Annotated in this window: 16 protein-coding genes and 1 pseudogene; 11 read left to right on the forward strand and 6 right to left on the reverse strand. The window is 64.1% G+C overall.

Annotated features, from left to right (window positions below):
• The first annotated feature begins 41 nt into the window (after positions 1–41).
• From ACE10Z_RS02545 to ACE10Z_RS02555, 3 genes are all read left to right on the forward strand, one after another.
• The gene (locus ACE10Z_RS02545; protein ID WP_097670965.1) at positions 42–431 is read left to right on the forward strand and encodes a carboxymuconolactone decarboxylase family protein; all 390 of its coding nucleotides are present in this window, start codon (positions 42–44) and stop codon (positions 429–431) included.
• Positions 432–502: 71 nt separating this feature from the next.
• The gene (gene pcaB, locus ACE10Z_RS02550; RefSeq protein ID WP_375786539.1) at positions 503–1,864 is read left to right on the forward strand and encodes a 3-carboxy-cis,cis-muconate cycloisomerase; all 1,362 of its coding nucleotides are present in this window, start codon (positions 503–505) and stop codon (positions 1,862–1,864) included.
• 119 nt (positions 1,865–1,983) lie between these two features.
• Positions 1,984–3,240, forward strand: coding sequence for an aminopeptidase (locus ACE10Z_RS02555; protein ID WP_375786540.1), 1,257 nt, complete (start codon positions 1,984–1,986; stop codon positions 3,238–3,240).
• A 194-nt stretch (positions 3,241–3,434) separates the two neighbouring features.
• On the opposite strand, the gene ACE10Z_RS02560 is transcribed toward ACE10Z_RS02555, so the two are convergent.
• The 3 genes from ACE10Z_RS02560 to ACE10Z_RS02570 are packed head-to-tail and all read right to left on the reverse strand — an operon-like array spanning position 3,435 to position 6,287.
• The gene (locus ACE10Z_RS02560; protein WP_375786541.1) at positions 3,435–4,364 is read right to left on the reverse strand and encodes a GNAT family N-acetyltransferase; all 930 of its coding nucleotides are present in this window, start codon (positions 4,362–4,364) and stop codon (positions 3,435–3,437) included.
• An 11-nt stretch (positions 4,365–4,375) separates the two neighbouring features.
• The gene (locus ACE10Z_RS02565; RefSeq protein ID WP_375786542.1) at positions 4,376–5,425 is read right to left on the reverse strand and encodes an amidohydrolase family protein; all 1,050 of its coding nucleotides are present in this window, start codon (positions 5,423–5,425) and stop codon (positions 4,376–4,378) included.
• Between the two features lie 46 nt (positions 5,426–5,471).
• Entirely contained in the window at positions 5,472–6,287 is an 816-nt protein-coding gene (locus ACE10Z_RS02570; RefSeq protein ID WP_375786543.1) for an MBL fold metallo-hydrolase, read from the reverse strand.
• Positions 6,288–6,461: 174 nt separating this feature from the next.
• Between ACE10Z_RS02570 and ACE10Z_RS02575 the strand changes: the two are divergent.
• Positions 6,462–7,394: pseudogene (locus ACE10Z_RS02575) on the forward strand (alpha/beta fold hydrolase); the annotation flags it as partial.
• Positions 7,395–7,609: 215 nt separating this feature from the next.
• On the opposite strand, the gene ACE10Z_RS02580 reads toward ACE10Z_RS02575, so the two are convergent.
• Together ACE10Z_RS02580 and ACE10Z_RS02585 are read right to left on the reverse strand one after the other, a co-directional pair.
• A complete protein-coding gene (locus tag ACE10Z_RS02580) occupies positions 7,610–9,127 on the reverse strand; it encodes a permease (RefSeq protein WP_375786544.1) in 1,518 nt (505 codons plus the stop codon).
• Positions 9,124–9,876 (reverse strand): ABC transporter ATP-binding protein, encoded by a 753-nt coding sequence (locus ACE10Z_RS02585; protein WP_375786545.1) that lies wholly within the window; start codon positions 9,874–9,876, stop codon positions 9,124–9,126. Before ACE10Z_RS02585 ends, ACE10Z_RS02580 begins: the two co-directional genes overlap by 4 nt.
• 292 nt (positions 9,877–10,168) lie before the next feature.
• Between ACE10Z_RS02585 and ACE10Z_RS02590 the strand changes: the two genes are divergently transcribed.
• From ACE10Z_RS02590 to ACE10Z_RS02615, 6 genes are all read left to right on the forward strand, one after another.
• A complete protein-coding gene (locus ACE10Z_RS02590) occupies positions 10,169–11,044 on the forward strand; it encodes a branched-chain amino acid ABC transporter permease (protein WP_375786546.1) in 876 nt (291 codons plus the stop codon).
• 10 nt (positions 11,045–11,054) lie between these two features.
• Positions 11,055–12,206 carry a branched-chain amino acid ABC transporter permease gene (locus ACE10Z_RS02595; RefSeq protein ID WP_375786547.1) on the forward strand — a complete coding sequence of 384 codons (1,152 nt, stop codon included), beginning with the start codon at positions 11,055–11,057 and terminating at the stop codon, positions 12,204–12,206.
• Positions 12,203–12,961 carry an ABC transporter ATP-binding protein gene (locus ACE10Z_RS02600; protein ID WP_050403853.1) on the forward strand — a complete coding sequence of 253 codons (759 nt, stop codon included), beginning with the start codon at positions 12,203–12,205 and terminating at the stop codon, positions 12,959–12,961. Before ACE10Z_RS02595 ends, ACE10Z_RS02600 begins: the two co-directional genes overlap by 4 nt.
• Positions 12,962–12,971: 10 nt before the next feature.
• Positions 12,972–13,751: an ABC transporter ATP-binding protein gene (locus ACE10Z_RS02605; protein ID WP_375786548.1), complete on the forward strand. Its 780-nt coding sequence runs from the start codon at positions 12,972–12,974 to the stop codon at positions 13,749–13,751.
• A gap of 140 nt (positions 13,752–13,891) precedes the next feature.
• The gene (locus ACE10Z_RS02610) at positions 13,892–15,730 is read left to right on the forward strand and encodes an AMP-dependent synthetase/ligase (protein WP_375786549.1); all 1,839 of its coding nucleotides are present in this window, start codon (positions 13,892–13,894) and stop codon (positions 15,728–15,730) included.
• A gap of 78 nt (positions 15,731–15,808) precedes the next feature.
• Positions 15,809–17,008: an ABC transporter substrate-binding protein gene (locus tag ACE10Z_RS02615; protein WP_375786550.1), complete on the forward strand. Its 1,200-nt coding sequence runs from the start codon at positions 15,809–15,811 to the stop codon at positions 17,006–17,008.
• Positions 17,009–17,134: 126 nt separating this feature from the next.
• On the opposite strand, the gene ACE10Z_RS02620 is transcribed toward ACE10Z_RS02615, so the two are convergent.
• Positions 17,135–17,887, reverse strand: a complete 753-nt coding sequence (locus ACE10Z_RS02620) for a transglutaminase-like cysteine peptidase (protein ID WP_375786551.1) — start codon at positions 17,885–17,887, stop codon at positions 17,135–17,137.
• 594 nt (positions 17,888–18,481) lie between these two features.
• Here ACE10Z_RS02620 and ACE10Z_RS02625 point away from each other — a divergent pair.
• Positions 18,482–22,645 (forward strand): VCBS domain-containing protein, encoded by a 4,164-nt coding sequence (locus ACE10Z_RS02625; RefSeq protein WP_375786552.1) that lies wholly within the window; start codon positions 18,482–18,484, stop codon positions 22,643–22,645.
• Positions 22,646–22,703: the final 58 nt, after the last annotated feature.

Genomic DNA, 22,703 nt, shown 5'->3' on the forward strand with positions numbered 1-22,703 from the left:
TTTATCCGTATAAATAGTCCGTACAGGGGAGCCAGACGACGATGGTGGACACCAGCGATCTCCATGCCCGCGGGCTGCGCCGGCGCCAGAAGATGTTCGGCGAGGTCGATGTCGCCAAGCGGATGGCGGCCGCGGGCGATTTTGGCACGCCGCTGCAAAACATCATCAATGCCTACGTCTATGGGGACGTCTGGGAACGCAGCGGGCTCTCCGACCAGATCCGCAGCCTCGTGATGCTCGGCATCACCGCGGCGAGCAGCAAGCCGACCGAGTTCCGCGTTCATGCCAAGGGCGCGCTGGCCAATGGTTGCACCGCCGCGCAGGTGCAGGACGTGCTGCTGCTGGTCGCAATGTATTGCGGCATTCCGGCCGCGATCGAGACCAGCAAGATTGCAGCCGAGGTGTTCGGCGAGGCGCCGGCGGAGGGGTAGGGCGCGGGCGTGCGCCGTGATAGGGACGTTGCCGACTGCGACCGGCAACAGGATGTGCCCAAGGATCTGCCATGTCCGCCTTCCCGACCTCGACCACCGTGCTCGATTCCGTGCTGTTTCGCGATGCTTTCGGCACGCGCGCGATGCGCGAGGTGTTTTCCGACCTGCGGCTGCTCCAGCGCTATGCCGAGGTCGAAGTCGCGCTGGCGAAGGCTGAAGCGCGCTGTGGCGTGATCCCGGCGGACGCGGCCGAGGAGATCGCAAAACGCACGGACGTCGCCGCGTTCGATTTCGACCTGCTGCGGCAGGAGACCGACATCGTCGGCTACCCGATCCTGCCGCTGGTGCATCAGATGGCCAAGCAGTGCGGCGAGGCCGGGCGCTACGTCCATTGGGGCGCCACCACGCAGGACATCATGGACACCGCCGTGGTGCTGCAACTGCGCGATGGCCTTGCGATCATCGAGGATGACATCGCCGCGCTGCGCGGCATCCTCGCCGATCTCTCGAAGAAATACCGCGACACGCCGATGGCCGGCCGCACCCATCTGCAGCAGGCGCTGCCGGTGACCTTCGGCTACAAGACCGCGATCTGGCTCGCCGCCTTCGATCGCCACGCCGCGCGGCTGGCCGAGCTGAAGCCGCGCGTGCTGGTCGGCCAGTTTGCCGGCGCTGCCGGCACGCTGGCCTCGCTCGGTGACAGGGGGTTCGAGGTCCAGAACGCGCTGTGCGAGGAACTCGGCCTCGGCGTGCCCGTCTCGACCTGGCATGTCGCGCGCGACGGTCTGGCGGAAGCGGTCAATTTCCTCGCGCTGGTCACGGGAACGCTCGGCAAGATCGCGCTCGACATCATGATTATGGCGTCGACCGAATTCGGCGAGGTCTACGAACCGTTCGTGAAGGGACGCGGCGCTTCCTCGACGATGCCGCAGAAGCGCAACCCGATCTCATCGGAGCTGATGCTCGCCGCTTCCAAGGCGGTGCGCCAGCACGCCGGCCTGATGCTGGATGCGATGGTGCAGGATTTCGAACGCGCCACCGGCCCGTGGCACGCCGAATGGATGGCGATCCCGGAAAGCTTCGTGCTGACCGCAGGCGCGCTGCACCAGGCCAGGTTCGCGCTTGGCGGCTTGATCGTCGATGAGAAGCGGATGGCCGGCAATCTCGACATCAGCCGCGGGCTGATCGTCGCCGAAGCCGTGATGATGGGCCTTGCGCCCGTGATCGGCCGGCAGGAGGCGCATGATGTGGTCTACGACGCCTGCCGGGTCGCCAACGACGAGGGCCTGACGCTGGCCGAGGCGCTGGCAGCGGATGATCGCGTCGCGAGCCGGATCGATCGGGCGACCATCGACCGTCTCACCGCGCCGAAAAACTATCTCGGTCTTGCACCCGAGATGGTCGACCGGGTGCTGGCGTCGATGAAGCGGTAAAATTCGCGGCAATTGCTCGCCGTTGCGTGATCGGGCGCAGCGGGCGGGAACCTTGCGAACGCGGATCGAATTGGACTACGAATCCTTAAAAGCCCTCAAACGACACGGCCGGACACTTCATGACCGCACATCAACGTAACCTCTCCGCCTCGATCGATCCCGTGAAGCTCGATCGGCTCGCCGAAGTGGCGATCAAGGTCGGCCTGCAGCTGCAGCCCGGGCAGGACCTGCTGCTGACGGCGCCAGCCGCGGCGATGCCGCTGGTGCGGCGGGTGGTGGAGCATGCCTACAAGGCCGGTGCGGGCCTCGTGACCCCGTTCTTCTCGGACGAAGAGCTCACGCTGGCGCGCTATCGCTACGCTAACGATGCGAGTTTCGATCGTGCCGCGAGCTGGCTCTATGAGGGCATGGCGAAGGCACTCGGCGCCAACACCGCGCGGCTTGCGATCGTCGGCGACAATCCGATGCTGCTGTCGGGCGAAGACCCGACCAAGGTGGCGCGCGCCAGTAAGGCCAATTCGATCGCCTACCAGCCGGCGCTGGAGAAGATCGTCAATTTCGACACCAACTGGAACATCATCGCCTATCCCAGCACGTCGTGGGCCAAGCAGGTATTCCCCGACGATGCCGAAGACGTCGCGGTGGCCAAGCTCGCGGATGCGATCTTCTCCGCGTCCCGGGTCGACCAGGACGGCGCCGTCGCCAACTGGGAACAGCACAATGCCAGGCTGCGCGAACGTACCGAATGGCTGAACGGCCAGCGCTTCCACGCGCTGAAATATTCCGGTCCCGGAATGGACCTCACCATTGGCCTTGCCGACGGTCATGAATGGGAAGGCGGCGCGTCGACCGCCAAGAACGGCATCGTCTGCAATGCCAACATCCCGACCGAGGAGGTTTTCACCACGCCGCACTGCCGCCGCGTCAGCGGCCACGTCGTCAGCTCCAAGCCGCTGTCCTATCAGGGTACGCTGATCGACAATATCTCGGTCAAGTTCGAGGAAGGGCGCATCGTCGAGGCCAAGGCCTCGCGCGGCGAGGAAGTCTTGAAGAAGGTGCTCGACACCGACGAGGGCGCGCGCCGCCTCGGCGAGGTCGCGCTGGTGCCGCATTCCTCGCCGATCTCGAAGAGCGGGCTGCTGTTCTTCAACACGTTGTTCGACGAGAACGCCGCCTCGCATATCGCGCTCGGCCAGTGCTACTCCAAATGCTTCGTCAATGGCGACAAGCTGACGCCGCAGCAGATCGCCGAGCAGGGCGGCAACAAGAGCCTGATCCATATCGATTGGATGATCGGCTCCGCCCACACCGACATCGACGGCATCCATGCCGACGGCCGCAGCGTGCCGGTGTTCCGCAAGGGCGAGTGGGCGTAAGGCAGTAGCTAGCGAAGCTTGAGCAACTAAGTCCCGTCATCCTGAGGTGCGCGCTCTTGCGCGCCTCGAAGGATGGACGGCCCGGATATCGCCGGTGTGGAAAGAGCCCGGCCGTTCGCCCTTCGAGGCTCGCTCCGCTCGCACCTCAGGGTGACGGGGATAGATTCGCGTCCCGGGATTGGTGCTGTAGGCTATTAAAACCGCCGCGCACGCGCGGCGAGCAGTGCACCGCGCGGCGCGCTGAAGCGGCAGGTCTCGTGCTGCGGCCGGAAGCCGAGCCGGCGGTAGATTTTCAGCGCGGGCGCGTTGCGGCTCGAGACGTTGAGCCAGCAGGGATGCTCGACCGACACGTCGTGCGCGCTGAGCACGCGGTAGACCAGCAGCTGGCCGAGCCCGCGTCCTTGCCGTGCCGGGTCGACGGCGACCGACTCGATCCACATCGAGTTCCGCTCCGGCTCGGTCAGGCAGAAGCCCGACATCTGGCCATCCTCTGAGGCGATCCAGACTTCGCTCTCGGTCAGGACCTGCGCCATCTCCTCCGGCGAATACCGGCGGAACGCGGAGTCCGAGGCATAGGCGGCGTTGTGGATGCGGGCGACCTCGCCGGCGCAGGCGGTGACGTCGCTGACCTGCTCGATGGTGGCGCGGGCCGCCGCGAGCGTACGCGCCGGCTGCAACGGCTCGACGCATTTCATCCCGATCTCTGACTCAAGATGAACAAAGCCGAAGGCGGCCACGAACGCCATTCCCGCCGGCCAGTCGCTGCTCACCAGCGTCTGGACGGTGAGATCGGGGTTGGTGTCGATCGCAAGCACGTCGTCGAACAGCGCGAGGCCAATCCGGCGGCGCCGCATCTCGGGCGCCACGACGATCTTGAGGAACCGGGAATGATGCGCTCCCTGATCGCGCAACGAAGATTCGGCCAAGCCGATGAGCCGGCCATTTCGCTCGGCAATGCGGAAGTCGCGGCCGCCACGGTTCTGCGGCAGCTTCAGGAACTGGTCCCACTGCGGCAGCGTGACAGGGCCCAGCCGCGGTTCCACCGCAGCCGCCTTTGCGTAGAGTTCGACCACCGCTTCTGCATCAGCCTCACGAAGCGGCCGGATGGTGATGCTGTCATCCATGAGTCGAGAGTTTACCCGATATCGAGCCGATAGACATCCTTTGCCGTCTGCAAGAACAACGCCGTCTTCTCGGCTTCGCTATATTGTGATGCAAGCCGTTTAAAGGTGTTGAAGATCACCTGGTAGCTGCACTGTCCCTTATCAGGTGGGAAGTTGCTTTCGAACATGCAACGGCTCGGGCCGAACGCCTCGATGCAGGTCTCCACGTAGGGCCGCCAGGCGGCGGAGAGTTCCTCCGACGAGGGTGGCCTGGGGCGGAGGTGGAAGTCGTAGCCGAGCAGGCACATCGCCAGCCCGCCGAGCTTGACCACGACGTTCGGGCATTTGGCGATTTCCTGGATCGACGCCTTCCAGACCGGAAAGGTCTCCTCGCGCTTGCCGGCGAAGCGGCCGGTGCCGACCGGGCCGCCGCAATGGTCGAGCACGATCCGGGTGTCGGGAAAGGCACGGGCGAGGTCGGTCAGTTCGCCGATCTGCGGGTGGAACAGCCAGGCATCGAAGCTGAGGCCGAGCGGCGCCAGGCAGGCGAACCCCCTACGAAAGGTGGAATCCAGCAAGATGCCCTTCGGCCGACTGGCATACATATAGGCGACGTTGGGATCCTCGTCCCAGGCCGAGGAGTGGCGGATGCCGCGGAACCGACCGTTGCCGGCGGCGATTTCCGCCTCCAGCACCGCCTTGGCCTGATCGCCGATCAGAAGGTTAACGTGGCTGACGATGCCGGCGCAGATCGCCGCCTTGCCATAGCCGCCGCTCGCCGCCATGGCCGCGACGCCGTTGGCGAACTCGACCTCGCCGACCGGGCGGAATGCCTCCGGCCCGTCGGTGCGATACATCGACCGGCAGTCGACATAGACGGTCGCCACGATGTTGTGGCCCGAGGCGATGTCGTCGCGCATCTCCTCGATCAGGTAGCGCAAGCCTCCGCGGTCCCAGAGATGATGGTGCGGGTCGACGATCGGCCTGTCAGGATCGATGATCTCCTCGGCATATTGGGCGAGCCAGTCTTCGCGCGGGTTGGCATAGAGCCCGCTCGCAGAGGCGGGCAAGGTACTGGTCATCGATTTCACTCCCGTTCTGGTTTTGCTTCTTCTTGAAAATGCGGCCTCACACCCCGTCGAGGATGATCACCGTCGGCGTCGCCGGCAGGGTATCGCGCGAAATCCGCAAGGTGCGCTCGCCGCCGCGGCGGTCGATCTCGAATTGCTGGCCGATCAGGCGCATGAACTCGTCGAGCGGGGTGGCGAAGCGGTGCATCGGCAGCACGACGGCTGAGTGCAACCGCCTGGTGATCTCGGAGATGCCGTCGAGCGACATTGTATAGGTGCCGTCGATCGGCACCATCACGATGTCGAGCCGGCCGATCGCCGCGAAATGGCTGTCGTCGAGCTTGACGTGGAGGTGGCCGAGATGGCCGATGCACAGGCCGGCGACCTCGAAGATGAAGATCGAATTGCCGTCCTTGATCATCTCGCCGCCGGAGTCTTCGCCCCAATAGCGGCGGATGTCGGTGGTGACGTTGCGGATATAGACGTCGCCGATGCGCTCGGCGTAATGCGCGGCCTGGCCGTTCTCGCCCCAGCCATGCAGCACGTGGGGAATCCCGGGATCGGGAAACAGCGTGTAATGCGTCGCGTGAGCCCGGTTCATGGTCGCGACGTCGGGCAGCCGCCCGGTCCGATAGACGCCGTTGTAGTCGGTCGCGATCCTGATGCCGCCGGGCGTGTCGATGTAATAGGTGGAATGGCCGGCATAGGTGATCGCGACCTCGTCCGCTTTGGCCGCGATGCGCCGGTAGCTCACCGGGACGGCACGCGGCGGTGCATTGGCCATCGCCAGGCATTCGCTGCGCTGGGCGTCCTGCGCGAAGGCGTGACCGGTCAATGGTCCCAGCAAGAGGAGCGCGGCAAGAAATCTCAGCATGAGCTGTTCCGTCTGCGGCGATATCCGCCGGCGTCAGACTATCGCGCAATCGGCGTGCCGTCATGATGAGGCGGGCGCATCGCTCCATGGCGTTGGCTGCAACGCGATGTACGCGATTATTGCGCCCGGACGCGCTACCATGCCGCGCAGACAACAGAGATCAGGGAGTTATGCGTGACCGACACTGCCCCCTCGCCGCGCGCGCCTTCGACCAAACGGCTCGAGCCATTGCGCCATGTCGACGCAGGCGTGCTCACCATCGCCTATTATGAGTCTGGCCCCTCCGATGGACCGGCGGTGATTTTGATGCACGGCTTTCCCTACGACATCCACTCCTATGTGGACGTTGCGCCGACATTGGCGGCGCAGGGTTGCCGGGTCATCGTGCCCTATCTGCGCGGCTACGGACCGACGGTGTTCCGCGACAAGGCGACGCCGCGCTCGGGCGAGCAGGCGGCGGTCGGCGCCGACCTGATCGCGCTGCTGGATGCGCTCGGCATCAAGCGAGCGGTGTTCGCCGGCTATGACTGGGGCGGCCGCGCCGCCTCGATCGGTGCGGCGTTGTGGCCGGAACGATGCGTCGGGCTCGTCTGTACCAATGGCTACATGATCCAGGACATTGCGAACGCGATGGTGCCGGCGCGGCCGGATCACGAGGTGGCGCTCTGGTATCAGTATTATTTCCAGCTCGAACGCGGACGCGCCGGGCTTGCCGCCAACCGGGATGGCATTGCAAGGATTCTGTGGTCGCAATGGTCGCCGAGCTGGGTGTTCGACGACGCCTGTTTCGAGCGATCCGCGATCGCATTTGACAATCCGGACTATGTCGACGTCGTCGTCCACAGCTATCGGCATCGCTTCGGCCTCGCCGACGGGGACCCGCAATATGCGGAGGTGCAGCGGCGGCTGGCCGCATTGCCGGTGATTACTGTCCCGACGATCTCGCTCGATGGCGCCGACGACGGCGTGACGCCTGCGCGCGACGGCAGCGCCAGCGCGGCAAAATACACCGCACGCCGGGCGCATCGCGTGATCCCGGGCGCCGGCCACAATCTTCCGCAGGAAGCGCCGGAGGCGTTTGCCGCGGCGGTGATGGAAGTGATGAGGGGTAGACCGGCTCACCGCGGTTTCGGTTCACCTCTCCCCGTCGGGGAGAGGTCGGATTGCGCCTGGCGATGCGAAGCATCTTCCAGTGCAATCCGGGTGAGGGCTCTTGCTCTCTCGATAGACCGTAACCCCCCACCCGATTTGCTGCGCAAATCGACCTCTCCCAAGGGAGAGGTGATCGACGCCGTTCCAGCTCAACCTGATCTCGTCATGCTTTAGCGCCGCGGGCTGATCTTCCAGGCGATGGCAAGCGTCAGCAGCGTCAGAATGCCGCTGACGAGCGCGGCCATCGGGATCGTCAGGGCCAGCGCTGCGGTTGCGGCCCAGCCGATCGAGGAGAAGGCTTCCGCGAAGGTGGCGATGCGGGAGGAGGTCTGGCGCCGGCGGAACTGGCTGCGCTTGGCCTGCGCGCGGAACCAGAGCTGGACCGCGGCGGCGGATGCGGTCGCGATGACGATCGCGATGGCCGTGACCGCGGCCTGCCCCGGCGAGGCGAACGCCAGCGCGGCCACCAGCGGCGCGAAAACCGAAGCGATCGCGATCAGGACGACCTCGACCTTGGCGCGGGTCACGCGCGACGGCGGCAGCGGCGCGGTAGCCACCAGATCGGGCGCGTCCTCGCCCGAGATGGTCAACCACGCCAGCCCGCCGGCGAGCTGGCCTGCGGCCATCACGATGACAGGCGTGATCAGCACGATCGCGGTCGACGTACCGGAGAAGCTGCGCCACAGCATCAGCGCCGGCGGCAGCAGATAGAGCATCTGCATCAGGCTCTGCGACAGCAGCCACGGATCGCGGCGCAGCAGCAAGAATTCCTTGCGCCGCAGCGCCTGCTGCCGCGAGCCGGTCCGAAACGCGCGGGCGCGTCCTTGCGTGACCGTCGCCGGATTGGCGGCAACGCGTGCGACGGTGTCGGCAAACCGAGGCGCGAACACCGCCATCACGACGCCGAGCAGCACGAGCGCTGTGGCGAGCAGCAGCAGCATGATCTCGACATCGCCGAGTGATGCGCGCGCCGGCCACCAGAGCAGGCTGTCGGGGGCCGGGGCAATTCGTGCCGCGGTATCCGAGGTCAGAAAGGCAAAGCGCGACAGCGTGCCATAGGACAGCACGGCGACGACCTGCAACGCGATGACGAAGCCGGCGCCGATGACGGCGGAGACGATCTGTGCCACCAACCGCGTCCGGCCCGGTCCGATCAGGCGAAACAGCAACGCGGTGACGGCGATCGCCGCGGCAGCCGCCGACAGCCCGATCGCAAGCACGACGCCGAACCCGGCGAGCCAGCGTGGCCCGCCGAGGTAGACCAGCACGTCGATGAACGGCGTCGACAGCAACAGCGCCATGCTGCTCACCGTCAGCGCGATGGCGGCGATCCGGATCGAGAAGATGTTGGTGAGCTTCGCCGGCGACGACATGATCAGGTCGAGATCGGCGCGGGCGTAGAACACGCGTGTCACCGACTCGATCGCCTGCGAGAGCATCAGCGCCCAGGACAGGAAGATCGTCGCGGTCAGCACGATCAGCGAGGACGGATCGAGCGGAAACCGCAGGTCGACATAGCGGGCGACCACGGCATAGGCCGGCAGATGCAGGATCACCGCGAAGATCAGCAGGCCGATCAGGGCGCGATTGCGCCGGCGCCGGCCGCCGGTCATCATCGCCAGCCATTCGCGCCACGCCAGGCGGAATTCGTGGCGGGCAAACCAGGTGAGATGGGCGGTCGAGCTCACGCGGCGGCCGCCTCGGTATCGACCAGCGCGATGAACATGTCCTCGAGGGTGGTGTCGTTGCGGCCGTTCTGCTCGCGCAGCTCGGCCAGCGTGCCCTCGGCGATCAGCCTGCCGGCCGCGATCACGCCGATGCGGTCGGCCATGCGCTCGGCGACCTCGAGAATGTGGGTGGTCATGATCACGGTGCAGCCGGCGCGGACGCGCTCCTGCAGCAGCCCCTTGACGTGACGCGCCGACAGCGCGTCGAGGCCGGTCAGCGGTTCGTCGAGAATGATCAGGCGGGGATCGTGCACCAGCGCACCGGCGAGCGCCACCTTCTGGCGCATGCCCTTGGAGAAGCCCTCGCAGCGCTCGTTGAGATGCGGCTCGAGCCCGAGCGACACCAGGAGATTGCGCGCAGACTTCTCCGACGTGCGGGGATCGATGCCCCACAGGCCGGCGACGAATTCGAGATATTCCAGCGGCGTCAGCTTGTCGTAGATCATCGGCTCGTCGGACACCCAGGCCATGATCTGCTTGGCTGAGACCGGGTCGGCCAGCGCATCGATGCCGAGAATCGCCACCGAGCCGGCATCGGGCCGCAGCAGGCCCGCCACCATGCGCAGCGTCGTGGTCTTGCCGGCGCCGTTCGGTCCGAGCAGTGCATAGAACTCGCCGACACGGACGGTCAGATCGAGCGCGTCGACTGCCGGGCGGTCAAAACGCTTGGTTAACCCTCGCACGGCGAGTGCGGACAGTTCCGAAGTCATGGTGTGTGGCGATCCGGGAGTTCGCTCGTCGGTTGCGCGAGCTTGGACAAAAACCGTTTCGGTGCAGTGAATCGCACGGGGCAAATCGACCGCGATATCCGTATTAGTCCGTGCTGCGGCAAATCTCCGCAAATATGATGATACAGCCGGATCAGCGGTTTGTTGACAGGGAACGGGCCTTTTGGCTCAATCCGAGTGGACATAGCGGCTTTCAGCGCTTCCGACACAAGGGCGTGAAAGCGGGATGCAGCGAGCGATCGGATAAGAATCGCCGGGCATCGGGGAGGGAACGATGCTGGACTTTGTTCAGCAGCTCGTCAGCGGCATCGCGCTCGGCTGCGTTTACGGCCTGATCGCGCTCGGCTTCGTGCTGGTCTACAAGGCAACCGAGGTCGTCAATTTCGCGCAAGGCGATTTGATGATGCTGGGCGGCTTTTTCGCCTTCACCTTCATCGGGATGCTCGGACTGAATTACTGGGTCGGCTTCGCCGGCGCGGTGATCTGCATGGCGCTGTTCGGCATGCTGGCCGAGCGGCTCGTTGTGCGGCCGATCCTCGGCTATCCGCAATTCTCCATCATCATGGCGACGATCGGGCTCGGCTATTTCCTGCGCTCGGTCACCGGCATGATCTGGGGCACCGACGACTTCAAGATCGAAACGCCGTTCAGCCAGGGTGTCCTGCGGATCGGTAGCCTAGTGCTCGCCTATGACAAATTGTCGGTGATCGCGGCGACCATCATCCTGTGCGCGCTGCTCTATCTGTTCTTCAACCGCACCACGCTCGGCACTGCGATGCGCGCCAGCTCCGAGAACATGCTGGCTGCCTATTACATGGGCATCCCGGTCAAGCGCGTGGTCTCGATCGTCTGGGCGATCTCGGCGGCGGTGGCGACCTGCGCCGGCGTGCTGCTGGCGCCGATCACCTTCATCCATTCCAATGTCGGCCTGGTGCTGGGGCTGAAGGCGTTTCCGGCCGCCGTCCTTGGCGGCTTCGGCTCGATCCCGGGCGCGGTGGTCGGCGGCGTCCTGATCGGCGTGATCGAGAGCATGGCCGGGTTCTACCTGCCGCAAGGATGGAAGGACGTCGCGCCCTACATCGTGCTGCTCGCGGTGCTGCTGCTCAAGCCCGAGGGCCTGTTCGGCCTTCATGTTCGCAAGAAGGTTTGAGGGGTAACGCATGCGGTTCCTCTTCAAGACCGACTATGAAGACGACATCAGGCTGTTCCCGCATTCCGGCTATATCTATTCCTACGGCCTGCTGCTGGCGGTGCTGTTGATCGCGCCCTACGTGCTCTCAAGCTACCTGATGAGCCAGCTCGTCTTCGTCTGCATCTATGCGACCGTCGGCGTCGGGCTGTTGATCCTGACCGGCTTCACCGGACAGGCCTCGCTCGGCCATGCTGCGTTTCTGGCGATCGGCGCCTACACCGCGGCCTATCTGCAGCAATTCAACGTGCCGTTTCCGGTCTATTTCCTCGCCGCGGGGCTGTTGACCGGCGTGGTCGGCGCGCTGGTCGGATTTCCGGCACTGCGGCTGCAGGGCATCTATCTGGTGATCGCGACGATCTCGTTTGCCTTCATCGTCGAGGAGATCATGGCGCGCTGGGAAAGCGTGACCAACGGCAATGAGGGCATGCGGGTCAAGACCATGCAGTTGCTCGGCACCACGGTGTCGCGCGACGGCCCGACCTTCTATTACCTCTGCCTTGCGGTGCTGGTCCTGACCATCGTCGGCACGCTCAATCTGCTGCGCTCGCCGACCGGGCGCGCCTTTGTCGCGATCCGCGACAGTGAGACCGCAGCGCGCAGCATGGGCATCAACGTCGCGCTCTACAAGGTGAAGTCGTTCGCGATCTCGGCGGCGATCACCGGCTTTGCCGGCGTGCTGTTCGCCCACAAGCTTTCCTTCATCTCACCCGAGATGTTCACCTTGCAGCTCTCGATCGAGTTCATCATCGTGATCCTGATCGGTGGCACCTTCAGCCTGCATGGCGCGGTGCTGGGCGCGATCTTCCTGGTCATGATCGATCCGTTCCTGACCTACCTGAAGGACGACATGCCCGGCGTGATCGCCGGCGTCGCGGCCACGCTCGGCGCCGGCACGGAACGCGCAGGCCACATCCAGGATGCGGTCGCAGCGATTGCCTCCGCCAACGGGCTGAAGGGCGCGATCTACGGCATCATCATCGTGGTGTTCGTGCTGTTCGAGCCCTTGGGGCTCTATGGCCGCTGGCTCAAGATCAAGCTCTTCTTCCAGCTGTTCCCGCTCTACAAGCGCGCGACCTTCAAGCGGCAGAAGATCTACGTGAAATCGGAGCGGAACCGATGAGCTATTTCCGCGCCGAGAACCTGTCCCTGCATTTCGGCGGCCTCAAGGCGGTCGATGCCGTCAGCTTCGCGGTCGAGAAGGGCGAGATCCTTTCGATCATCGGGCCCAACGGCGCCGGCAAGAGCTCGATCTTCAACCTGATCTCGCGCATCTATCCGCCGACCTCGGGCAAGATCTTCTTCGAGGATCAGGACATCACCCAGCAGCCGGCCTACGATATCGCCAAACTCGGCATCGCGCGCACTTTCCAGAACATCGAGCTGTTCGAGAATGCGACCGTGCTGAGCAATCTGCTGGTCGGCCGCCATCGCCATTCCACCACCCAGCTCTGGCAGGAGCTCTTGTTCCTGCCGAGCGTCCGGGCCGGCGAGAAGGCGCATCGCCGCCGGGTCGAGCAGGTGATCGAATTCCTCGATCTCGAGCCGTACCGCGATAAGCTGATCTCGGGGCTGCCTTACGGCGTGCGCAAGGTGATCGAGCTGGCGCGCGCGCTGTGCTCGGAGCCGAAGCTGATCCTGCTCGACGAGCCGTCATCCGGCCTCAATGTCGAGGAGACCGACGACATGTCGTTCTGGATCCGCGACATGAAGAGCGAGCTCGGCATCACGGTGCTGATGGTCGAGCACGACATGACGCTGGTCAACCGGGTCTCCGACCGCGTGATTGCGCTGAACTACGGCCGCGTGCTGGCGATGGGCTCGCCGTCCGAGGTGCAGCACCATCCCGACGTCGTCGCAGCGTATCTCGGCGCATGAGGATGATGCCATGAGCGCAGCAGACATCATCCTGAAACTCTCCAACATCGAAAGCTATTACGGACCGATCATGGCGATCCGCGGCATCAGCCTCGAGGTGCCGCGCGGCCAGATCGTGACGCTGCTCGGCGCCAACGGCGCCGGCAAGACCACGGTGCTGAAGACGATCTCCGGCATCCTCGATCCGCAGAAGGGCTCGATCGAATTCCTCGGCAAGCCGATCCAGCGCATGGAGGCCGACAGGATCGTGCGGCTCGGCCTCAGCCATGTGCCGGAAGGACGCGAGGTGTTTCCGTTCCTGTCGGTGCGCGAGAACCTGATGATGGGTGCCTATCTGCGCAAGGACCGCGACGGTGTGGCGCAGGACCTCGAACGCGTCTACGGTTATTTTCCACGGCTGAAGGAGCGGCTCGGCCAGCCGGCCGGGCAGCTTTCGGGTGGCGAGCAGCAGATGCTTGCGATCGGGCGGGCACTGATGAACCGGCCGACCTTGCTGCTGCTGGACGAGCCGTCGCTTGGGCTGTCGCCGATCCTGGTGAAGGAGATTTTCACCATCATCCGCCGCGTCAATCAGGAGCAGGGCATGTCGATCCTGCTGGTCGAGCAGAATGCCAAGATCGCGCTGGAGACGGCGCACTACGGCTATGTGCTGGAGATCGGCCGCGTCGTCATGAACGATACCTGCGAGCGGCTGCTGAATTCGCCCGATATCCAGGAGTTCTACCTCGGTGCCAAGGAAGCGGGCGCGCGGGGCGAGCGGCGCTGGAAAAAGAAGAAGACGTGGCGCTGAGGTCAGGTTGGCGTCGACTAAAGTTGGCCGAGGAAGGTTTGGCGCTAAAAGCGAGTTGGAGCTAGATTTCAGGCCTGCTTCGCGAACAAGACCGGCATTCGAGCCGGCGGGCGAGGCAAGCGGCAGAGGAGGGAGCGCGCATGGCAGGACCAGCGGTGCTGACGGTTGCCGACACGATCGCGAGGAGCTTTCTGCTCGCGGTGCAAACGCGTGGCGACAGGCCCGCGATCCGCGAGAAGAAGTTCGGCATCTGGCAGCCGACCAGCTGGCGCGAATGGCTGCAGATATCCAAGGACATCGCGTTCGGCCTGCATGCGACCGGCTTCCGCCCCGGCGACGTCGCCTCGATCATCGCCAACGCGGTGCCGGAATGGGTCTATGCCGACATGGGCATCCTGTGCGCCGGCGGCGTGTCCTCCGGCATCTATCCGACCGATTCGGCGGCGCAGGTCGAATACCTGGTCAATGATTCCCAGACGCGGGTGATCTTCGTCGAGGACGAGGAGCAGCTCGACAAGGTGCTGACCTGCCGGTCGCGCTGCCCGACGCTGCAAAGGATCGTCGTGTTCGACATGGAGGGCCTCTCCGGCTTCTCCGACCCGATGGTGCTGTCGCTCGCCGAATTCACGGCGCTCGGCCGCAACCATGCGCAGGGCAACGACGCCTTGTGGGATGAAATGACCGGCAGCCGCACCGCCTCCGATCTCGCGATCCTGGTCTATACCTCGGGCACCACGGGGCCGCCCAAGGGCGCGATGCATTCCAACCGCAGCGTCACGCACCAGATGCGCCACGCCAATGATCTCTACCCCTCGACCGACAGCGAGGAGCGGCTGGTGTTCCTGCCGCTCTGCCATGTCGCCGAGCGGGTCGGTGGCTACTACATCTCGCTCGCGCTGGGTTCGGTGATGAATTTTGCCGAGAGCCCTGAGACGGTGCCGGACAATCTGCGCGAGGTGCAGCCGACCGCGTTCCTCGCGGTGCCCAGGATCTGGGAGAAGTTCTATTCCGGCATCACCATCGCGCTGAAGGACGCGACCCCGTTCCAGAACTGGATGTACGCCCGGGCGCTTGCGATCGGCAACCGGATGACCGAGTGCCGGCTGGAGGGCGAGACGCCGCCGCTGTCGCTGCGGCTCGCCAACCGTGCCGCCTACTGGCTGGTGTTCCGCAACATCCGCCGCATGCTCGGGCTCGACCGCTGCCGGATCGCACTGACCGGCGCGGCGCCGATCTCGCCGGATCTGATCCGCTGGTATCTCGCGCTCGGCATCGATATGCGCGAGGTCTACGGCCAGACCGAGAATTGCGGCGTCGCGACCATGATGCCGGCGGACCGCATCAAGCTCGGCTCGGTTGGCAAGGCCGCACCCTGGGGCGAGGTGATGATCTGCCCGAAGGGCGAGATCCTGATCAAGGGCGACTTCCTGTTCATGGGCTATCTCAACCAGCCGGAGAAGACCGCCGAGACGATCGATGCGAAAGGCTGGCTGCACACCGGCGACGTCGGCGCGATCGACAACGAAGGCTATGTGAAGATCACCGACCGGATGAAGGACATCATCATCACCTCCGGCGGCAAGAACATCACGCCGTCCGAGATCGAGAACCAGCTGAAATTCTCGCCCTACGTCTCCGATGCGGTCGTGATCGGCGACAAGCGGCCGTATCTCACCTGCCTGATCATGATCGATCAGGAGAATGTCGAGAAATACGCCCAGGACCAGGACATCCCCTTCACCAACTATGCGAGCCTGTGCCGTGCCCGCGAGATCCAGGACCTGATCCACCGCGAGGTCGAGGCAGTCAACGCCAAGTTCGCGCGCGTCGAGACCATCAAGAAATTCTATCTGATCGAGCGCCAGCTCACACCCGAGGACGAGGAGCTGACGCCGACCATGAAGCTGAAGCGCAGCTTTGTGAACAAGCGCTACGCGGCCGAGATCGACGCCATGTATGGCGAACGCGCGGTCGCATAGCCGAAGAGAAGGAATTGGCGAAGGAGCGAGCAGGCCCGACCCTTCGCTCAACATGGGCCACGTAAGGAGGAGACTGCAATGTCGAAATCGCTGAAGGCGCTGGGCCTTGCGGTGAGCGCGCTGGCGCTGACCTGTCTGCCGGCCGCAGCCCAGACCAAGGTCACCAATGAAGGCATCTCGCCGACCGAGATCGTGATCGGAACGCATCAGGACCTGTCCGGCCCAATCAAGGTCTGGGGCGTTCCCGTGTCCAACGGCATGAAGATGGCGGTTGAGGAAATCAACGCCAGCGGCGGCATCAACGGCCGCAAGATCAAGATGATCCTGGAAGACAATGGTTACGACCCGAAGAAAGCCGTGCTGGCCTCGCAGAAAATGGTCGAGCGCGACAAGATCTTCGCGATGATCGGCCCGATGGGCTCGCCGACCGTGCTCGCCGCGCAGGACATCCTGTTCGACGCCGGGGTGCTGCAGCTGTTCCCGCTGACCGCCGCCGAATTCACCTTCAAGTTCGATCCCGCCAAGCCGCAGGAGCGGCTGAAGTTCAACAATTTGCTGCCCTATGTCGAGAGCACGCGCGCCGCGATCAAATACATGATGGAGTGGAAGAACTTCAAGAAGCCCTGCATCATGCACCAGGACGACGAATACGGTAAGAACGTGCTCGACGGCTTCACCCAGCAGCTCGGCGCGATGAAGGTGCAGCCGGCCTCGGTCACGAGCTACAAGCGCGGCGCCTCCGACTTCTCGGCGCAGGTCGCCAAGATGAAGTCCGACGGCTGCGATCTCGTCGTGCTCGGCACCGTGATCCGCGAGACCATCGGTGCGATGAACGAGGCGAAGAAGCTCGGCTGGGACGTGACCTTCCTCGGCGCCACGCCGACCAACGTGCTCGAAGTGCCGGCGCTCGGCAAGGAAGCCGTCGAGGGCCTCTACGCAGCGTCGGGCTTCGAGATTCCCTACGAGGATACAGCCAAGGGCAAGGTGAAGGACTGGCTGGTCAACTACAAGAAGATGTTCAACAGCGAGGCCAACACGCAGGCGATCATCGGCTACAACGCGGTGATGACCTTCGCCTTCTACGCGCAGAAGGCGGGCAAGGATCTCACCGGCCAGAAGATGCTGGACGCGCTGGAGTCAGGTGACAAGTTCCTCGACATCTTCAGTTCGCCGCCGACCAAGTTCTCCAAGACCGATCATCTCGCCAACACCATCACCCAGGTGCAGCAGGTCAAGGGCGGCCGCTGGGTGCTGGTGAAGGACAATTTGATGTTCTGAGCGGCAGGCGCTCCTCTCGATTCAGTCGTCATTGCGAGGAGCAAAGCGACGAAGCAATCAGCTTTCCTCGGAAGGATGGATTGCTTCGCTTCGCTCGCAATGACGGAAACTATGTCTGGCGGTCTCTCAGTTCACGCCCGCCGCCGGCCGCCACGCGGCCTCGGTGACGAGTGGCGCATCGACGTAACGGCTGACGCCGTTCTGGTCGATCACGAAGGTCGGCCGAAAACGTCTGATGTCGGCGTCCTCGATCATCGCCATGCGGCGGTTGTCGAGCGTCAGCCAGTGGCCGTCGAGCCGCGCCGCGACCACGGCATGGTCCTCGCCGCCGAGCAGGTCATGCATCACGACGATGCGCAAATCTTCCGGCGCGACGCCGGCCTTGCCGAGCGCCACGAATTTCGCGATCGCATAGTCCTCGCAATCGCCGCTGCCGCGGGCAAAGGTGGCGAGCGGCGTGGCCCAGACGTCGGGCTCGCCATAGGTCGCGAGATCGCTGCCCGGGCGGATCGCCAGATTGATCGCGCGGTTGATCTCGCCGAAACGGGCGCGGCCGGTGCGCGCGCGTCCGGCATCGACGATCGCCAGGAACCGCAGCGCCTCCGGCGACGCACACCCCGCGCGGTCGCTCTCGCAGGCTGCGAGCTGCACCAATTCGTCGGCAAGCTGGCGTTGCACGCCGAGCCATTTGTCGCGCAGGCCGCCGCCGGCAAGCAGGCGGGTCGCCAGGCCGAACGGTTCGGTCGATTTTCTGAGGAGGGTCGCCGGGCCGGGCGACAGCACCGAGGCGGCATGGAGCTCGGCAATTGGTGCGGCCAGGGCCAGGCCGAAGCCCAGCATGACGGCGCGCAGCGCAAACGAGCGAAGCGAGTTACCCATGTGACACCCCCTGTCCGCTCATCGACGGGTGGATACTGCACCGCGCACGCGACCGGACCGTTCATGCCGACAGCATGGCCAACGATCCCTTCGAATCGACTTAAGATGTGGGGAAACCGGGCAGGAGGCTAAAGGGCGTGTGGTCGGGGTCCCGAAAACTTTACCGATTTGTGAAACCGACCAGCGAACCTTTTTCCACTGCGAAATGCCTCATCCTTGCCTTCTGGTTAACCCGGCCGGTTCTGCGCACGGGATAGCTGCGATTTGTAAGCCAGGTCACAGCTTTAGCCGGAAAATTGGGGTCAAATGCCCTCCCGGGGCTGCGGGGAAATAAAGGCAAGTAGAGAAATGTCAGTGAATACCACGAATACGTGGCTCAGTATCCATCTTGGCTTGAATCCCATCTCATGGTACCGTCAAGTGAGTCACAAATACATGACTCATGAGAGCGTGAGCCAAGTCACACCCAGTCAAACCGCGCAATCAGAGCACCTCGCGAAAGCACAGGATGGTTTCGCGAAGCTTTATCCGATGATATGCAGGCGTAATCATTCGGATATTCTACCAATATTAACCTTCGTGCGGTGATCCGCAGTGAATTTTGTCGAGAAATTCGACGGCTATTTGCCGAACACGGACGCTTATGCCCGTGGATCGGTGCATGTCGACAGCGTTTCCACCCACGCCCCGCCCGGCGCAATCACCGTCGACGACGGGCAATTGCTGTTCACCGGCGATTTCAAGCGCACCAGGCTCGATCTCGTCATCTCCAAGGATGACCGGGAACTCGTCCTGCACGACTATTTCAAGGGCGAGAAACATGCGGCCCTGGCGTCGCCTGAAGGCGCGCATCTCACCGGCGACCTCGTCAACGCGCTCACCGGCCACACCCAATATGCCCAGGCCGGCGGCGCGGTGGAACCGGCCAAGGTCATCGGCCACGTCACCAAGCTGACCGGCAGCGCCACCGCGATCCGCAATGGTGTCGCGATCGTCCTGAACCAGGGCGACAACGTCAACAAGGGTGACGTGGTGCAGTCCGGCGGCGACTCGACGCTCGGCATCACCTTCATCGACGGCACCGTGTTCGGTCTCGGACCGAATGCCAAGATGGTGCTGAACGAGATGATCTACGACCCGAACGGGTCGAGCAACTCGTCGCTGATGAGCCTCGTCTCGGGCACGATCTCGTTCGTTGCCGGCGCGACCGCCAAGCATGGCGACATGAAGGTCGATACGCCGGTCGCGACCATGGGCATCCGCGGCACCGCGGTGCTGGTCGAGATCGATTTCGACGTGCAAGGCGCGGGTGGCGTGCCGCCGGCCAAATTCCAGGTGCTGGTCGAGCCCAACGGCACCACCGGCTCTTACATCCTGTTCGACAAGACGACGCTCAATCCGATCGCGACCGTCGATCAGGCCGGCACCCAGACCATCGTCAACGGCCAGGGCAGCGTCAGTTTCGTCTCGTCGGCGCAACTGTCGACCGATGCGCAGAAACTCATCTCCGATGTCTTCGCGCTGAAGTTCACCGACAATTCGAATCCCAACACCAAACTCACGTCGAACTTCACGGACAGCGTCGTCCCGGTCACGTTCGGCCTGAAACTCGCGACCGGCGAGGCCATCGTGCCGATCAGCTTTCTGCTGGGGTTGACCAACAATCCCGGATCGCAGGCCGCGCCCATCAAGTCCGACCACATCGCCGGGGCGCCGCATGTCGTGACGCAGAATGCGGCGTTCACCGAACAGGCCGGACAGACCCACAGTGGGCTGCCCGACACGGTGAGCGGCCAGATCACGTGGGTGGACGTCAACCTCGGCGACAAGCCGACTGCAACCGTCAACTTCAGCACGTTCAGCTACCACGACGCCGGCGGCAACGACGTCACCTCGTCGCTGACGGCGGCGGAACAGGCGGCCATCGCGGCCGTCGAGGTCCAGGTGCTGCTCGAACCCAACCCGCTGAACACCAACATCGGCTCGGCAACCTGGACTTACAGCCTTGCCGACGGCGCCTTCGACTTCCTCGCCGCCGGCGAAACGCTGACGCTTACCTATATGGTGCGCGTCGATAACAACTACCCGCTGAGCAACGAGACCGCATTCAAGACCATCACCATCACGATCACCGGCACCAACGACACGCCGGTCGTGACGTCCGCGGCACAGGCCGGTTCGATCACCGAACTGCCATGGACGACGAATTCCGCCGTGCACGATACGGCGCATGGCACGGTGACGTTTACCGATGCGGATTTGACCGACACCCACACGGTCACCATCACCGGCGTCACCGAGGCCGGCGTCACCAGCGGACTTGCCAACGAGGCCACGGTGCTGAGCTGGCTTTCGCTGGGCGCACTGACCGATTCGACCGACGGCGTGATGGGATCGCGCTCCTGGACGTTCACGGCCGCCGACAAGAGTTTCGATTATCTCGCCGCCGGCGAGACGCTGACGCTGATCTACACGGTCCAGATCGACGACCATCATGGCGGCGTCGTCACGGTCCCCATCACGATCACGATCGTCGGCACCGACGACAAGCCGGTGATCACCTCGCCGACACAGGCAGCAGCCATCACCGAGGCCGAGGGCGTAACCGGTTCGGCGAATCCGGATACCGCGTCCGGCACCGTGACCTTCACCGATGTCGATCTCAGCGACACCCACAGCGTCACCGTGGCCGGTGTCACCGAAACGGGCGTTACCACCGGGCTCCCCGATCAGGCGACGATCCTGAGCTGGCTGTCGCTCGGCACGCTGAAGGATTCGACCGGCGGCGTCACCGGATCCAATGCCTGGACGTTCTCGGCCGCCGACAAGAATTTCGACTATCTGGCGGCCGGCGAGAAGCTGACGCTGACCTACCTGATCCAGGTCGACGACCACCATGGCGGCGTCGTCACCCAGCCGGTCACGATTACGATCACCGGCACCAACGACGTGCCGACGTTCACATCGGAGCCTCAGACCGCGACCATCGCCGAGCAACCCGACACGACAGGTTCATCCAAGCCGGACGTCGCATCGGGCGTGGTCGGATTTGCCGACGTCGATCTCAGCGACACCCATACCGTGTCCATCACCGGCGTGTCGGAATCCGGCACGACCACGGGCCTGCCCGAGAACGAGTCCACGGTCCTGAACTGGCTGTCGCTGGGGACCCTGACGGATTCGGCCGGCCATGTGAACGGATCGCAGGCCTGGACCTTCTCTGCCGTGGACCAGAACTTCGATTATCTCGCCGTCGGCGAGACGCTGACGCTGACCTACACAATCAAGATCGACGACCATCATGGCGGCGTGATCAGCCAACCGGTGACGATCACGATCGTCGGCAGCAATGACGTGCCCACCGTCACGGCGGAGCCGCAGGCCGCCACCATCGCCGAGCAGCCCGACACGACGGGTTCATCCAAGCCGGACGTCGCATCGGGCGTGGTGGGATTTGCCGATGTCGATCTCAGCGATACTCACATCGTATCCATCACCGGCGTGACCGACTCCGGGGCGACCACGGGCCTGCCCGAGGACAAGTCCACCATCCTGAACTGGCTATCGCTGGGGACGCTGACGGATTCGACCGGCCATGTGAATGGATCGCAGGCCTGGACCTTCTCGGCCGCGGACCAGAATTTTGACTATCTCGCCGTCGGCGAGACGCTGACGTTAAAATATACGATCCAGATCGACGACCATCATGGCGGCGTCATCACCACGCCCGTGACGATCACGATCAACGGTGCCAACGACGCGCCGACGTTGGCCGACATCAACGCTGGCACGCTCACCGATACCGCTGCCTACGACACGTTCAGCCCTCTCACCGGTGTGCTGCACGGCCATGACGTCGACGATGGCGAGACCGCGACGCTGACCTATGCCGCCCTCAATTCGGACCATGTCGCGGTCAACTCGCCGATCGCGGGCCTCTATGGCTCGCTCACCGTCAACGCCGACGGCACCTACAGCTACGTTCCCGACGCCGCCGCGATCAACGCGCTGGCCAAGGGCACCTATGCCGACACGTTCACTGTCGAGACCATCGATGCCCATGGCGCGACCGGGACTGCGACGCTGACGGTCGATGTCATCGGGGCCAACGATGCGCCCGTGATCCATGCCGACAATATCAGCATCACGGATAATCCCAACGGGACCGAAACGATCTCCGGCCTGACCGTCACGGATGTCGATGCCGGCGCCAACGAGAACTTCACCCTGGCGGCCGCGACGAACCCCGGTTCGGGCAGCAGCGTCGCGCCGCCGGCGTTGCTTGGCCATCTCTCGGATATCAACACCGCGCTCGGGTCACCGAGCCTCGTTTACAACCCCGGCCAGACCCCGCCGGCGACCGACAAGATCGCGCTCTCCGTCACCGACGGCCATGGCGCGAGCGATACGGTCAACCTGATCTTCAATGTTCAGCAAAATCCGTCTCAGCCGGTGACGCTGACGGGCACCAGCGAGAAGGACGTGTTTTTTGGATCGGGCTATCAGGACAAGTTTGTGTTTGCGCCGAACTTCAATCACGACACGATCCTGAACTTTACGCCGGGCCAGGACCAGATCGACCTGTCCACGGTCGTCTCGACAAGCACCTTCAGCAGCTGGTTCGATCAGAATGTGACGACGTCGCCGACGAATTCGGCGGATACGCTGATCACGGTCGACAGTGCAGACACGATCACGTTGCACAATATCTCGAAGGCGAGTTTGCATCAGAACGACTTCATCATTCATTATGCGTGATGGGCGTCGGCCTCCTGAAAAGGCCGGCTGGATACTGCATTGCGCAACGTCTGCTCGA

This window comes from Bradyrhizobium sp. Pha-3 (assembly GCF_042258615.1).
Classification (GTDB): Bacteria; Pseudomonadota; Alphaproteobacteria; order Rhizobiales; family Xanthobacteraceae; genus Bradyrhizobium.